The following is a 12,543-nucleotide window of genomic DNA, read 5'->3' on the forward strand; positions in this document are numbered from 1 at the left end:
GGGACCGATGCCTTCCATGCTGCGCCGGTCGCCCGCCCCTCTTTGGCCGCTCTCTCTAAAAATAGAGAACATAAGTTCTTAAATTCCCGATCAAAGCATTCTGCAGTGTGATATACTGCGTCTATTCGCCCCTGAAGCTAGGAGGATGCCCATGGCGGCTTGGCACGAGCTGTTTCCCCTCGATCGCGAGCCGACGATGGAAGACATCGCCGGCTATATCGACCATCCCCTGTGGGACGCGTTCACCGCGTTCGTCGACGAAAGCTACGGCGCGAAACCGCGCATCGAGTACAGCCGATGCGGCGGCGCTCCGGGTTGGAACGTGAAGTACAAGGCGCGCGGCCGCGCGCTGTGCACGGTATATCCGCGCGACGGCTTCTTCATCTGCATGGTGTCGGTGGGCTCGAGGGAGAAGGATGAGGCCGAGGCGCTGCTCGCGACGGCCGACCCGTACGTGCGCGCCCTGTACGAGCGCTCGGCCGACAGCAGCATGGGCCGCTGGCTCATGATCGAAATAACCAGCGAGGGCATATTGCGCGACGCCGAGGCGCTCATGCTCTTGCGCGCCGCGCCAAAAGGAGCGCGCTCATGATGCGAGACCCCGAACAGACCATCGGCAACCTCATCGACCGTCAGAACACCTCCTTCGTCGGCTCGGTGGACGAGGACGGCTACCCCGAGATCAAGGCCATGCTGCCGCCGCGCAAGCGCGAGGGCATCCGCACGTTCTACTTCACGTCGAACACCCCGTCCATGCGGGCCGCGCATTACCGCGCTCATCCGCAGGCGTGCATCTACTTCGTCGACCGGCGGTTCTTCCGCGGCGTCATGCTCAAGGGCACGATGGAAGTGCTCGAAGACGCGTGGGCCAAGGAGCTGATATGGCTCGACGGCGACGAAACGTACTATCCGCTGGGGGTGACCGATCCCGACTACTGCGTGCTGCGCTTCACGGCCGAGCGAGGCCGCTACTACCAGAACTTCAGCTCCGAGGATTTCGCCGTGCCGGCCGTTTGACCCACCAGGCGGCCGCGATGCTGAACAGCAGCGTCTGCGCGAGTATCTCCAACATGCCGCCGACGCTCGCGTTCAGCGGCTCGCCTGCGCGGTATCAGCGGCGGTTCTGCTCGCGGTAGCGCGCGAGCGCCTCGTCGTAGCCGCCGGCGGTCTTCTTGTAGTACACGGTGTAGCCTGCGGTCATGCCCGCGAGGATGAACAGGTAGATCACGACGAAGCTCGCCCACGCCCCGGGATCCTCTGCTGGGAGCCACTGGCCCAACCACGCGCACAGCGCGAGCACCGGCAGCAGGCACGCGCCGAAGCCCGCGATGCGCGCCGGGTAGGGAAGCTTCTTGATCAGCGCGCCCGTGAACCAGATCGCTTGGAGTGCCGCCATGCCGAAGGCGGCGCCGTACAGGCTTGCCGTGAGGTTGAGGCCGTAGCTGGGCCCGGCGAACAGGTAGCCCATGGCGAGGAACCAGGCCATCATCACGGTGAAGACGATGCAGACGGCGGTTGCGGTTTGTGCGATGATCTTTTTCATGAGGTGCTCCTTTGCATGGAGAATTGAGTTGCGGAAGGGTTGCGATGCGGCAGCGGGGCGGATCGGCTCACAGCCCCAGCTTGCGCTTGATGGCGGGCGCGTACTGGCGCGAGACCATCACCGATTCTCCGTTGTCCAGCAGCAGCTGCAGTCGCGCGTTGATGGCCGGGCGGATGGCAACCACGTGGTCGAAGTTCGCCAGCAGCTGCTTGGATGCGCGTACGAATTCGGTGCCGGCCAGCTTGTCCTCCAGCTCATACAGCCGAAGCGGCGTGCGGTACACCGCGTCCTCGGTGTAGAGGAACGTGCGTCCGTCGACCGTCTCGACATAGCATATCCCGTCGATGTCGAGGCGGTACGTGGCTCCGTCGCGCTCGCCGGTCAGCTTGCGCTCGAAAGCGTTCAGCCCGGCGACGATGCGTTGCACGCGCTCGTCGATGCGCGGGCACGATACGGCCACTTCGATATCGGCGAGCCGAGGGTCCTCGGTGATGGTGACGTTCATGGGCGTGCCTTCCCTTGGTGAGCGGGTGGTTGGCCAACGTCGTCAGTATGCCGAATGCGTTCGGTGCGCACAAGGCGACAGCGACCGAGTTGCATTCCGACGCGCTCCAGTTGCACCGGCGCGCGCTCTCTTGGTATGATGCCCGTGCGAAGGTGAAAACACGGTCCGGTCGGTAGTCCGGACGCGAACCCTATGCCGCGCTCGACGCGTCAACGGCTTCGTCAGTAACCTGCCTCCTTGGTTGTCCGTCCTTCGCGCAGCAACCACATACAAGGAGGAGCAACCATGCAGGTCACCACTTCGATCACGCTGACCGTGCTTCATGACGGTCAATTCTGGATCGGCATATTCGAGCATGCGGACGAAGGCCGCTACGGCGCATGCCGCGTCGTGTTCGGCGCCGCCGAACCCACCGATGTAGAGCTGGTAGCGTTTATCGTGCGGCGATGGACGACGCTTGCATTCGATATGGCGGCCGATCCGTCTGCGACAGCGGATGCCGTGCTCTCCCATGCGAACCCGAAGCGTCGTCAGCGCGAGGCGCGCAAGCTCGTGGAGCGAGCCGGCGTCGGCACGAAAGCCCAGCAGGCCATGAGCATCAGTTACGAGGCGCGCAAAATCGAATCCAGAGCCTTGGCCCGCGAGGCTCGCCAAGCGCAAGCCGAGCGTCGATTCGCTCTCAGGCGGCAGAAACGAAAGCAGAAGCATCGCGGAAGGTAGAGGCCCGGAATCCTCATTCTCCCTTGATGCTCTGCGTGGCGTGCCGCTTCCCGCGCTGCGACGCGAGAGGTCATGCGAAGGGACGCGCGCTGGCGGTCGTTTTGCGTCCTTACCCGTATATATCAGGGGAAATATCTTTCATGCACGGTATACTCAAAGCAAACGCCCCAAGAGGGCGCGGCAAAAAGGAGGATGACATGCAGCCACCCTCGACACTGCTTCTCTCCACCGGGGAGTTTGCTCGGATGTGCAACGTCAGCAAGGAACTGCTCATCCATTACGACAAGGTCGGTTTGTTGAAGCCGAAGGTAATCGGCAAGAACGGTTACCGCTACTATTCGCTCAAGCAGCTGTACCTTATGGACGCCATTCGGTTCTTCCTCGATACGGGCATGTCCATGAAAGAGGTGAAGACCTATCTCGATAACCGTACCACCGACCTCTTCCTCGAGGCCACGCAGGCGGGCATCGAGAAGATGAAGAAGCAGCGCGATGTGTTGGACGCGCGCATTGGGATGATCGAGAAGATGCGCTACATCACCCAGCGCGCTTTGCTGTTCCCGAAGGATAAGCCGAGACTGTCGTTCTGGGATGAAACGTGGCTCATCACGACCGACGTAAAGCCTGAGCGCACGCAGCAGGCGTTCGCCCAGGCCGTGAGCGAGCATGCCGAGTTTTGCAAATCGTCTGCCGGCGTGACGAAGTTTCCCCTGGGTCGTATCGTGCACTTTCCTTGTTCCGATCACCCTGAAGACTTCGTCTACACGAAGCTCATCACCTGGATCTCGCCCCCTTCCCACCCCGCGCTTCTGGAGGGTCGTCTGGCGTGCAAACCGCGGGGCAATTACGCGGTCATTCTTCATAGGGGCGGCACGAGCACGGTTGCGCGATCCTATGCCAAGCTGCTTGACTACGTCAAAGAAGAGGGTCTCGATCTCGTGGGGCCGGTGTACGAGTTCGATATGAACTCGTATCTCATGTCCGACTCTGCGGACGACTACCTGTTGCATATCTCGGTGCTTGTCGATATGTAAGCCGCCCGACGCGAAACCGCCCGCGATCCGTTCGACGGATCGCGGGCGGTTCTTCGTGCGCGAGCGGGCCTTCTAGGCGCTCATGCGCTTCGTCTCTTGGATGAGCTCGTGCACCACGGAAGGCTCGGACAACGTGGAGATGTCGCACAGATCCTCCGTCTCCTGCGCGGCGATTTTACGCAGGATGCGTCTCATGATTTTACCGCTGCGCGTTTTCGGCAGCGCGTTGGCGAAATGGATGACATCGGGCGTGGCGATGGGCCCGATGCTCTCCCGTACGTGCACGAACAGGCGGTCGCGCAGGTCGGCGTCGATGACCGTTCCCTCTTTGACGGTGATGTAGGCATAGATGCCCTCGCCCTTCACCGAATGCGGGTACCCTACGACGGCTGCTTCTGCGACCTGCGAGTACGAGACGAGCGCGCTTTCAACTTCGGCCGTGCCGATGCGGTGGCCCGACACGTTCATCACGTCGTCGATGCGACCCGTGATCCAGAAGTAGCCATCCTCGTCTCGATAGGCGCCATCGCCCGTGAGGTAGTAGCCGGGGGTGGGGAAGTACACGTCTTTGTGAGCCTTCGCGTTGCCGTACACGCCCAGCATCATGCCCGGCCATGGCCTCGTCAGCACGAGACTGCCGCGCTCGCCGGCATCGGCCTCGGCTCCGTCCGCTCCGATGACCCTCGGTTCTATGCCGAAGAACGGTAGCGCCGCCGATCCTGGCTTCATGTCCACTGCGCCGGGTATCGAGGTGATCATGATGCCGCCCGTCTCGGTTTGCCACCACGTGTCGACGATGGGGCACATGCCGTGACCGACGGTGGAGTAGTACCACATCCAAGCCTTCGAGGTGATGGGCTCGCCTACCGAGCCGAGCAGCCGCAAGGTCGAGATGTCGTGCTCGTTCACCCAGCGGTCGCCGTCTTTCATCATGGAGCGCACTGCGGTCGGGGCCGTGTACAGGATGTTGACGCCGAACTTCTCAACGATCTCCCAGAAACGGTCGGGCTTGGGGAAGTTGGGCACGCCTTCGAACATGAGCGACGTCGTTCCGTTCGACAACGGCCCGTACACGAGGTAGGAATGACCGGTGATCCAGCCGGCGTCGGCCGTGCACCAGAAAATGTCATGCTCTTTGAGGTCGAACACGTACTTCGAGGTGAGGGTGGCGTAAAGCAGATAGCCGCCGGTGCCATGCAGGATGCCCTTCGGTTTCGCCGTGCTGCCGCTCGTGTAGAGGATGAACAGGGGATCGTTCGCTTCCATCCGCTCCGGCTCGCATTGGGGCGCCTCGGGAGCAAGCACGTCGTCCCACCAGAAATCGCGCCCCGCCTTCATGGCCGTGCGTTTCTCGATGCGGCGTACGACGACGCAGCTCTCGACCTGGGGGCACATGTCAAGGGCTTTATCGCAGATTTCCTTGAGTCTCAGGATCTTGCCCGAACGGTATCCGTAGTTTGACGTGATGACCACCGTGGCACCCGAGTCGACGATGCGATCCTTCAGCGATTCGGCGCTCAGGCCGCTGAACACCACGCAGTGGATAGCGCCGATGCGAGCGCACGCCAGCATGCTGATCGCGAGTTGGGGGACCATGGGCATGTACAGCACCACGCGATCGCCCTTTCGCACGCCGAGGCGGCGGAGCATGTTCGCCGCCTTGCACACCTCGCGATGCAGACGCTGGTAAGTGTAGACGTCCACCTCTTCGGTGGGCTCGCCCTGCCAGATGAGCGCGGCTTTGTTCCTGCGCGGCCCGTTCAGGTGGCGATCGATGCAGTTGCAAGATGCGTTAAGCTCCCCGCCGCGGAAGTAGCGCACGAACGGCTCATCCGAGTCGAAATCGTATTCCTCGACGGCGTCCCACGGTTTGAACCAGTCAAGGTGCTCGGTGGCCATATCGGCCCAAAAAGCCTCAGGATCGGCGATGGAGCGGCTGTACATGGCGTCGTAGTCCTGTCGGCTTTTGATGAGGGCGTTGTAGCTGAATTCGGGCGAGGGCTCGATGGACGTTTCGTTTTGGAGCATTTGTCTGATGAAGGCGTTGCGGGTGTTGCGGTTCATTGAGGACTCCCTTCTGCGCGGACGCGAGAAATCGAAAAGGATCAGGCCACCATCGGGTAGTGGTCGGGGGCGCAGGCGCCGATGCTCGACAGCAGGTCGGGACGGCGATGCGCGAGGTGGGCGCAAGCGTCTTCGAGCAATACGGTCTCATGGATGCTCGTGCAGGAGTACAGAGCCTCGCACAGCGCGCCTACCGAGGTGACGTCGCAGTGGGAAGGCCAATCGTAATCGCTCATGTCCATGAGCGCGACTGCGAAGGCGATGAGGCTCTTCTCGCTCAAACAGGCGACGAGGCGCTGCGCGCCGCGAACGTCGAGGGGCGTGCGATCGCATAGCTCGTCGATGCGGTGCAGCGCGTTTCTCCTGACGAAGCTGGGACCGTTGCCGGCGGCGATGGCAAGCAGGAGGTCGATGTCGTCGATGGAAGATACGGCTACGATCTTGGCTACGCGGCTCACGTCGACGTTCGAGAGAAAGGCCATAAGCTCGGGGTCGCGCATCTCGCTCAGCGCCGTGCGCAGAGCCTCGCCGCGGAGTTTCCCGATGGAAACGGCCTTCCGGGCGCTGACTGCGTCGAGCAGTTCGTTCGAGGTCCAGAGTTTCCGTACGCTCATCTCTTTGTTCGCTACCTTCATTGTCGTCCTCCTCTTCGTTCGATGGGAATGGGGATCGGATTCGCGCGGTGACGTACGGCCATCATGGGGGCTGTAACGATTACAGGGTCAACGAGCGCACGGCGACTATGCCCGCGATTGGCGGGTTCTCGGCTGCGAACGGCGATTTACATGCTTAGAACAGGCTCGTCTGCGCTCCCATAGGTTGGGAGGGCTTGTAGGCGGCGATGATGTCGGACATGCGCCAAAGCAGGCCGTGCTGCTTGCACAGCGAGCGGAAGAGGGCGCGGTTCTCGGTTGCGCGGGGGCTGTTGCAGAAGTATCGGTCGCCGAATGCCGCGCGATAGCGCTCGGGCAGCGTGGGATCCACGGCTGCGATGCGGTCGAGGAAGTGGTCGCGCTGGCGGTCGCGCATGGTGACGCCCGTCATATGGTAGACGAACCGCGCGCCAGCCGCTGCCGCGCCTTCCACCACGCCGCGCACCGTGGCATCGTCGTCCGTCACAAACGGCAGCGTCGGCGTGAATAGCACGCCGCAGAACACCCCGGCGTCCGCCAGCTCGGCCAGCGCGGCGAAGCGCTCGCTAGGCGAGGGCGCGTGCGGTTCGATGATGCGCGCCAGCTGGTCGTCGGCCGTGGTGACGGTGATCTTCGCGATGGCCCCGCCCGCCGCTCCGATGGCGCTCAGCACGTCGATGTCGCGCGTGATAAGCGCGCTCTTCGTGTCCACCGACACGCCGAAGCCGAATTCCTCGATCAGCTCCAACGCACCGCGCGTCACGCGCAGAGTGCGCTCGAACGGGTTGTACGTGTCGGACATGGCGCCGACGCCCACGATGCCTCGCACGCGGCGGCTGCGCAGTTCGCGCCGCAGGATGGCCAATGCGTCGAACTTGACGCTCACCTGGTCGAAGTCGTCGATGCGGTAGCATTCGCTTCTGCTGTCGCAGTAGATGCAGCCGTGGCAGCAGCCGCGGTACAGGTTCATGTTGTAGTCGATGCCGAACCATTCGTTGCCGCCCGCGCGCACTTTCTGGAGGATCGAGCGCGCGCGGACGACGGGGCAGGGCGCGGCGGCAGAGGCCGCGTCGCTCATGCGGACGCGGGCTTCACGGGATGGCGGATCACCGTCTTGAGGTTCTCCGGCTTGGTGCGGCGCGGATCGCCCAGGTAGATCTCGTGGTGCAGGCGCACTGCGGGCACGCCTCCGTGCGCATCGAGCGCGTCCAGCATGGCCTCGCTGCTCGCTGGGTTCGCGATGTCGTCGACCATCCTGGACGCGGCGACGAACTCCTCCATCTGCGCGATGGTGGCGGGCTCGTCGTCGTACGGTCCCTTGTGCATGATCTGCGCGCACGGTCCTTCGGCGAACCGCACGAGGCGGGCTCGCCGCAGATCGAGCTCGGGCTTCTTCGCCGCGACCTGCTCGGCGGCCCAGGCGAACACTTCGGGCGTGACGAAGTCGGGCTGGCGGATGAGCGAGATCCAAGAGAGCGCGTCCTTGTCCAAAATGCGCTGCCCGTCGAACGCTTCGTCGCTTGTCCACCACAGGCCTTCAAGCGGAGGCACCGTGTAGTCGAAGTAGCCGTCGGGCTGCCAGGCGCCCATCTTCGACATCTTGATGGTGTACGAGAAGGCGTACAGCAGGCCCATCGCACCGGCGTACGAGCCGTTTTCCTCGTTCGGGTTGCCCGTGCCGGCCACCGCGATGAAGCTCATGGGCGGCACGTCGATGAGCTCGGGCTTGGTCTTCGGCAGGTAGAGGTCCTTGTACTCTTTCTTGAAATCGAACGCCATGCTTCCTCCTTCAGTTCCCGTCGGCTTACTCGGCGATCTCGCGCTGCAGCTTCTTCGTGAGCTTGCCGAGCACGAGGCTGTACGAGTGATCGCACAGGTCGCGTAGCAGCTCGTCGGGCACATCGCCGATCCAGTCGTGTCCCATCGGGGCTCCTCGTCGGTTTAAGGTCTCGAGCCAGTATGACAGGTGCGGCGGTCCCGCGCACGCGAGACCGCCTCCGCGACGGGCGCGTTTACCTGAGCGCTACGAACACGTCGATGTCGGCGCAGGACATGTCCTCGCCGGGCAGGTACGCCTCGAAGTCCACGGTGAACGCGCGCTGCGCCCCCAGCTCCTCGTCGGCCCAGATCTCCTCCCAGGCTTTCTGGACGCTGGTCACGCAGTCGCCGCCGCGGATAGCGATCTTCGCGTAGCGGCCTGCGGCGATGGTCTGCGCCTCCATGCCCTCGGGCGCCTCGGCGGGCGTCTCGCAGCCCACGAGCAGCTCGTAGCTCATGTCGCTCATGTCGTAGCCGTAGTACAGCGCGAAGCAGCCGTAGGGCACGACGCGCACCTCGGAGATGGTACGATCAAGGCCCTCGCCCATGAAGCGCTGCCACAGCTGGCCGATGACGGTCGTTTCCTCGGGCGAGTTGTTGGACGTGCGGACGGTGGGACCGACGATGGTGCGTGCGGGAAGCTCGACGATTTCGTAGTGCATGGTTTCGTGTCCTTTCGTTGGATATGCTGACTAGGACACGATACCGAACAGAACCGGACAGGGCATGTCCGGTTTTACGAGAAAGATGCCGTGCGCGCTCGTCGGGTAGGAGCGTTGCCAAACCGGGCGTTTTCTGCCATCTTGTCGCAAGCCTATGACCAGGTGAAACAGTATGTTTCTCCTGGTCAGAAGCGTGGTAAAAAACGACCGTATTGGTAATGTGGCTGCCCCGACTGCCCCTCGCGGCGCGGTTCGCGTTGCAAGTTGATGGCGTTTTCCGAGGCGGCGCCCACTTGTGCTATCCTGTTCCGCTGCGAAGCAACCGATCGAGCGAAATGCGGGCCCATGGAATTCAGAACGCTGCACTTGGAAGATAAAGCCGCCGTCAACGACGTGCTCCTGCCCCTCGGCCGCAACGATTCCGCGCTCGGGTTCGCCAACCTCTACTCGCTTACCGAGAAGTACGGAACGCAGATCGCGCTCGAGGACGGCGTGCTCTACGTGCGCCAGCTCGATCGCATCCCCGGCGCCGTCGCGTACTATCCGCCGCTGGGCACGCTCGACATCGCCGACGACGTGCGCACGCTCGTGCGCGAGGCGCAGGACGAGGGCCGCACGCCGCGCCTCGTCGGCCTGTCGCTCGAGGAGAAGGACCGCCTCGAGGCCGACCTGCCGGGTGCCTTCGAATTCTCTTCCGACCGCAACTTCGCCGACTACCTCTACCTTACGAAGACTATCGCGGCTTACGAGGGCCCGGGCCTGGCGAAGAAGCGCCGAGAGACGAACAAGTTCTTCCAGCTGTACGGCAGCGAGGCGTCCTTCGAGCCCATCGCCCTCGACCATATGGACGAGCTGCGCGCCTACCAGCAGGTTTGGTTCGAGACGAGCCGCCGTCGCGGCACCGACGAGCACCCCCTCGAGCTGGAGCATCGGAAGATCCTGCTCGATATGAACCACTTCGAGGAGCTCGACCTCGAAGGCATCCTCTTGCGCATCGGCGGCACCGTCGAAGGCTACGCATACGGCAGCGTGCTGCCCGGCGGCGCGTTCGACGTTATGGTGCTCAAGGGCAACCTCGACTTCCGTTTCGTATGGCGCGCCCTTCTGCGCGCGCGCGCGCGCTACTGCGTCGACAAGGCGACCTACCTCAACCTGGAAGAGGATCTCGGCCTGCCCGGCCTGCGCGAGAACAAGCTGAGCTACCAGCCCTGCGCCCTCATGGAAAAGTACCAAGGCCGCTTGCTCTAGCGCTGCCACAGCAGAAGAATTGCGCAAGGTCGGTGAATCGTCGCGCGACCGTCGAGTCGCCGTGAGGGCGTCGTCGCCCGATGCTGATTCCTCGCCGGCTTTTCGGACGGGCTCGTTGTCGGAACTTTTTCGTCGAGGCAGTTCGCTAGAGGGGGAGGAGGGATATTCCGCCTGACGTCGCATGGCGTCCCTAAAGTCGAGGGCCCCGGTTTCGGCCGGGGCGCTCGACTGTAGCAGGAACGAGGGGAGCTATTTGAGGATGCGTCGTGTGGCGAGCGCGGCGCCTGCGATCGCGGCGATGCCGGCTGCTCCAAGCGCCACGCCGAGCGGCGCGTTCGTGGTGCCGTCGCCCGTCTGGCTGAGCTTCGAGGTTTTTGCGGCTGTTTCGTTGCCGTTCTTCTCGTCTCCGTCGGCCTTGGGCAGGTTGACGGGCTCCTGCGCAGGGGCGGTTGGCTCTTCAAGGGAGGGCTTGCTGCTGTTCGCCACTTCTTTCGTCGGCTCTTGCAGACCTGATCCCGGCGTCGTTTCCGGGCTTTCGGGCGGCGTCGTGCTCTCCGGAGGCTTTGTTTCCTCGGGCGGCGTCGTTTCGGATCCAGCGGGAGGCGTCGTGTTCTCGGGGTTCGACGGCGATGCAGGCGGAGTTGGAGCCGCGCTGTCTCCGTCCGGCTTCGGGGTTTCGTCGGGATCGGCCTGTCCGGCGCCGTCGTTCGCGGGCGGGGCGGGTTCGTTCGGAGCGCTCGGCGGGTTCCCTTCGGGCGCTGCCGGCGGGTTCACCTCGGGCGGCAGGACGCTCTCGGGCGGTTTCGTCTCGCTCGAAGGCGCATCTCCGCTGCCTTCCTCGGGAGGGGTGTTCCCGACCGGCGGAACCGCAGGGGAATCCGCCGCAGGGGGCTCTTCCTCGACAGGAGGCACGGTGGGTTTCTCGGGAAGCAGGCTCAGGCACAGCTCCTTTTCCTGTTTGTACCTGTTCGTCCAGCCTTCGTGGTACTGCGGCTGGCCGTGGTAGAACTCGGCCACGTGCGCTATCACGTAATCGCACAGCGTGGTGACGAACTGTTCGTCGGTCATGTCGTTCGTCAGCCCGGCGCCGGGGTAGTTGTAGCTGTTGTAATATGTTCCGTTCACGTAGCCGTCGGACCAACCGCCCACGAATTTGTGCCATCCCGACGTGCCGAACAGGTTCGCCAGGCCCCAGCAAAGGCCTTTGACGCTGTCGGCGCGATTCGAGATGTCGATGCCGCGGCTTGCGAGGTACGTTTCAGCGGGGACGTAGTAGTTGTCGTATGCGAAGGTGTCCTGCAGTGCCGAGAACTCCGCGGGGTCGGCGGCGTATGCCGCATGCCAGGATTCGTTCAATTGCTGGCCGATGTCGGTCAGCCGATCCGCGTTCCCGTCGTACAGGTCTCCCGAAATGTTCGCGCTGGGAACCCAGGAGAACATCCGGTACTTGACCGGGTCGAAATTGTAGCAATAGGAAATAAAGCTTTTGAGCGAGTATCGGTTGTCGAATTGATAGTAGCCCATTGCATGGTAGCCATCGCCCCATGAGAGCCCCTGGTCGTAGTTCTGGTTGCTCTCGAATCGGGCGAAGTACTTCATCTCGTTCGAGAGGCTGCGCAGCTGCGTGTTGGCTGCCAGCGGGACGGCCAGCGTCCGTGCGATTGGCGCGACGGGGTTGTCGGAGTAGAAGTCGGCTTTATCGTAGCCATCGGGCTTGGCGGCCGCGCCCGAAGGGGCGGAGTCGGCGCCGCCGGCCGTTCCTCTAGCGGAATCGGCGGCGTTGGCGGACGCATCGTCTTCTGGGGCTTCGTCCGCAAAGGCCGCGCCCGGCAGCAGGCCGCACGCGAGGGAGAGCGAAACACCCAAGGCGAGCGCCTTCGGCGTAGTGGATTGTCCCATGAGGACCTCCTAGTTCTGCAAGTATGCTGCGTTTCAAGTGCGTTCGTAGTGTGTTTGCGCGCCCGCGGGCGCGTTGAAACTTAAGTCTCGCATGCGATTGCGGGCGGAGCCAAGTCCCGATAGCCCGTTTCCACAGCTCCCTGACAAACAAAACAAACTTCAGCAGGGAGGTGAGCCTGATGATGAAGATCATCGTTTCGCCAAGTCAGCGACTTTTTTGCGGGGCTTTCCAGCTCGGAATTCGTCGAAGGGGTCTTGAACCGGCAAAGCTATCCAGCTCGCATAGCGTCGGCGGAGCCTCGAATCGACCGAAGATGCCGTCCCGATGTCGGGATCGGCCTGAAACCATACTTGCATTCTCCCAGATAAAAGGGCAAATCAACAAAGAATTTCCACAGTTCGTAAAAATTTTTCTTGA

General features: G+C 63.0%; 13 protein-coding genes. 5 read left to right on the forward strand and 8 right to left on the reverse strand.

The genetic code is table 11. The features are described 5' to 3' along the window. Window positions 1-151 precede the first annotated feature (151 nt). Together GT590_RS02385 and GT590_RS02390 are read left to right on the forward strand one after the other, a co-directional pair. The gene (locus GT590_RS02385; protein ID WP_021409803.1) at window positions 152-592 is read left to right on the forward strand and encodes a DUF3788 domain-containing protein; all 441 of its coding nucleotides are present in this window, start codon (window positions 152-154) and stop codon (window positions 590-592) included. After that, the gene (locus GT590_RS02390; protein ID WP_161170875.1) at window positions 589-1,017 is read left to right on the forward strand and encodes a pyridoxamine 5'-phosphate oxidase family protein; all 429 of its coding nucleotides are present in this window, start codon (window positions 589-591) and stop codon (window positions 1,015-1,017) included. The genes GT590_RS02385 and GT590_RS02390 overlap by 4 nt, the downstream gene beginning before the upstream one ends. Before the next feature lie 94 nt (window positions 1,018-1,111). On the opposite strand, the gene GT590_RS02395 is transcribed toward GT590_RS02390, so the two are convergent. Further along, window positions 1,112-1,543 carry a hypothetical protein gene (locus GT590_RS02395; RefSeq protein WP_009607911.1) on the reverse strand — a complete coding sequence of 144 codons (432 nt, stop codon included), beginning with the start codon at window positions 1,541-1,543 and terminating at the stop codon, window positions 1,112-1,114. 67 nt (window positions 1,544-1,610) lie between these two features. Beyond that, window positions 1,611-2,048: a LytTR family DNA-binding domain-containing protein gene (locus GT590_RS02400; RefSeq protein WP_009607806.1), complete on the reverse strand. Its 438-nt coding sequence runs from the start codon at window positions 2,046-2,048 to the stop codon at window positions 1,611-1,613. A gap of 285 nt (window positions 2,049-2,333) precedes the next feature. On the opposite strand from GT590_RS02400, the gene GT590_RS02405 reads away from it, so the two are divergent. Beyond that, on the forward strand, window positions 2,334-2,768 hold the full coding sequence (locus tag GT590_RS02405) for a YjdF family protein (protein ID WP_009607824.1): 435 nt from the start codon (window positions 2,334-2,336) through the stop codon (window positions 2,766-2,768). A 197-nt stretch (window positions 2,769-2,965) separates the two neighbouring features. Continuing rightward, complete coding sequence (locus GT590_RS02410; RefSeq protein WP_050784838.1) at window positions 2,966-3,802, forward strand: MerR family transcriptional regulator; 837 nt, start codon at window positions 2,966-2,968, stop codon at window positions 3,800-3,802. Window positions 3,803-3,874: 72 nt separating this feature from the next. Here GT590_RS02410 and acs read toward each other — a convergent pair whose 3' ends face one another. The 5 genes from acs to GT590_RS02440 form a co-directional block, all read right to left on the reverse strand. Continuing rightward, window positions 3,875-5,866 (reverse strand): acetate--CoA ligase, encoded by a 1,992-nt coding sequence (gene acs / locus GT590_RS02415; RefSeq protein WP_161170876.1) that lies wholly within the window; start codon window positions 5,864-5,866, stop codon window positions 3,875-3,877. Between the two features lie 41 nt (window positions 5,867-5,907). Next, a complete protein-coding gene (locus GT590_RS02420; RefSeq protein ID WP_009607837.1) occupies window positions 5,908-6,501 on the reverse strand; it encodes a hypothetical protein in 594 nt (197 codons plus the stop codon). A gap of 154 nt (window positions 6,502-6,655) precedes the next feature. After that, entirely contained in the window at window positions 6,656-7,576 is a 921-nt protein-coding gene (locus tag GT590_RS02425) for a radical SAM protein (protein WP_009607828.1), read from the reverse strand. Further along, complete coding sequence (locus tag GT590_RS02430) at window positions 7,573-8,277, reverse strand: GyrI-like domain-containing protein (protein ID WP_009607904.1); 705 nt, start codon at window positions 8,275-8,277, stop codon at window positions 7,573-7,575. Before GT590_RS02430 ends, GT590_RS02425 begins: the two co-directional genes overlap by 4 nt. Window positions 8,278-8,510: 233 nt before the next feature. After that, on the reverse strand, window positions 8,511-8,978 hold the full coding sequence (locus GT590_RS02440) for a GyrI-like domain-containing protein (protein WP_009607894.1): 468 nt from the start codon (window positions 8,976-8,978) through the stop codon (window positions 8,511-8,513). A 345-nt stretch (window positions 8,979-9,323) separates the two neighbouring features. Here GT590_RS02440 and GT590_RS02445 point away from each other — a divergent pair, with 345 nt between their 5' ends. Continuing rightward, complete coding sequence (locus GT590_RS02445) at window positions 9,324-10,226, forward strand: DUF2156 domain-containing protein (RefSeq protein ID WP_161170877.1); 903 nt, start codon at window positions 9,324-9,326, stop codon at window positions 10,224-10,226. A gap of 249 nt (window positions 10,227-10,475) precedes the next feature. Here the strand turns inward: GT590_RS02445 and GT590_RS02450 are convergent, their stop codons facing one another. Further along, window positions 10,476-12,125, reverse strand: a complete 1,650-nt coding sequence (locus tag GT590_RS02450) for a hypothetical protein (RefSeq protein WP_009607793.1) — start codon at window positions 12,123-12,125, stop codon at window positions 10,476-10,478. Between the last annotated feature and the right edge of the window lie 418 nt (window positions 12,126-12,543).

The organism is Eggerthella sp. BIOML-A1 (assembly GCF_009875595.1).
Taxonomy (GTDB): Bacteria; Actinomycetota; Coriobacteriia; order Coriobacteriales; family Eggerthellaceae; genus Eggerthella; species Eggerthella lenta.